This is a genomic window from Camelimonas fluminis, assembly GCF_014656355.1.
Lineage (GTDB): Bacteria > Pseudomonadota > Alphaproteobacteria > Rhizobiales > Beijerinckiaceae > Camelimonas > Camelimonas fluminis.
Map to the genome: position 1 here is coordinate 1 of NZ_BNCG01000127.1, position 1,624 is coordinate 1,624.

The window sequence follows — 1,624 nt, forward strand, 5'->3', positions numbered from 1 at the left end:
CCTGCGTTCATGAACACCTGGGATGTTCCCTGCCGCTTCAGCATCTCGATCTCACGCATCTGGGGATCGAGGATTTCCCCGCAGTGTTTGCACTTTTTCGATTTCGCGTTGATCGGCTCCGAGCAGTACGGGCAATCGATCGTCACAGTCGATGTCGCTTCCAAATCAGCCCCCTTCACTCATTTCGCCTCCCAATCCCCAGTAGGGAGAGGCGTAATTACGCGTCATATAATACGTGGTTTCATATGAAGGCAACTGATTGCCTCCACCCATGGAGGCGCAGCAGCTTGTCGCGTGGAATCTGAGAAGACTGAGGGTCGCGAAGGGCGTCTCACAGGACGATCTTGCCTTGAGTGCAGAGATCGAACGGGCGTACGTGGGCTATCTGGAACGGGGAAAGCGGAACCCGACCGTGGTCACGCTGGAGAAACTTTCCAACGCACTCGGGATTCACATATCGGAGCTGTTCACGGAACCTGAGGGGGACGTTGTGCCGATTACGCCTCTCCGTGCGGGACGCAAAAAGAAGTGACTTCGGTCACCCGTACACGACAAAAACTGCCCCCCGATCCAGACCGACAAAATCCTTTACCGCGATCCCACCCGAACATCGCAGTTCATTCCGAAGGTCGTCGAGGGTCACCGGGTACCCGAAACCCAATGTGTCGATCGCGTACCGTCCCCTCATTTTGCTCCGGGCATTAAAAAGCGAACGGTCGAAATCCTGTCTCTGGTCGACGGGGATCATCCACACGGATTCCATTATCAGGTTCTGAGGGCAGGGGTTGCCCCGTTTCGTCCGGAAAACAGGGACCTCATTGCTGAGATACGCAACAGCACGAGGGAGGTTGAGGGCGGGCAGCAACGAGTCGGTCCCGAACATCCCGCAACAGATAGTCCTGTAGAACATCCCGAAACGCGGGAACCCGATCGCGGGTCGGTTCTCTGCGGGTGTCATCCTGTCGTTGAAAATGATCCTGACCGTACGGAACTCGACGTCCTCTCTGTCACCGTCAGTGAGGTGGAACGTTCTCCGTACATGATCGAAAAGATGGATGGTGACGTAGTCAGAGATCAAAGGTGGTTCCAGATTTCATGTTCATGAATTTCTGAAACATTCAATCAAAAGTGAAATATCGTCCACATCTATCGTTATATATTGGATGAGGATTCATTGCATACTGCGTATGCAATCACATCTTCGATGTGTAGTTATTCGTTTTTATTCATGAACGGGATATCCCACATAACAATGGAAACGGGGGAAATCCATAAAAGTTCAATACAGGATTGGAAGAAGGGACAACTACGGATTTCTGGGGTGATTGTATCCGGGGAGATTACACCAGAAACGCGGGTATTCAAACGACCTGATGTCACCCGATCACGTGAATACCCCACGTTCTACAGTGTGTTATCAAAATCCGTAATTGTTATATATGGGCGTAGGGTCGCGAACAGTTACGGATTTTGGGAAGATCAGACGACGGAGGAGTTCTGATCAACAAGCGGGAGAGATGGGATCGGTGTGAGCTCCCGATCAACCGGGTTCAGGATGCGTGAAATACCCCACCCTGAGATCCCCTCAGAACGTCGTACACACGTGACATGACGTTATCTGGTT

The 1,624-nt window shown here is 52.0% G+C and carries 2 protein-coding genes; one reads left to right on the forward strand and one right to left on the reverse strand.

The genetic code is table 11. From position 1 onward, the window contains the following. The first annotated feature begins 271 nt into the window (after positions 1-271). Entirely contained in the window at positions 272-532 is a 261-nt protein-coding gene (locus IE243_RS22745) for a helix-turn-helix domain-containing protein (RefSeq protein WP_191321554.1), read from the forward strand. Between the two features lie 6 nt (positions 533-538). Here IE243_RS22745 and IE243_RS22750 read toward each other — a convergent pair whose 3' ends face one another. Then, the gene (locus tag IE243_RS22750; protein ID WP_191321555.1) at positions 539-1,078 is read right to left on the reverse strand and encodes a hypothetical protein; all 540 of its coding nucleotides are present in this window, start codon (positions 1,076-1,078) and stop codon (positions 539-541) included. Positions 1,079-1,624 lie beyond the last annotated feature (546 nt).

Excerpts from the sequence above, each read along its gene's own strand:
- IE243_RS22745 (WP_191321554.1), top strand. The coding sequence starts at position 272 with ATGGAGGCGCAGCAGCTTGTCGCGTGGAATCTGAGAAGACTGAGGGTC.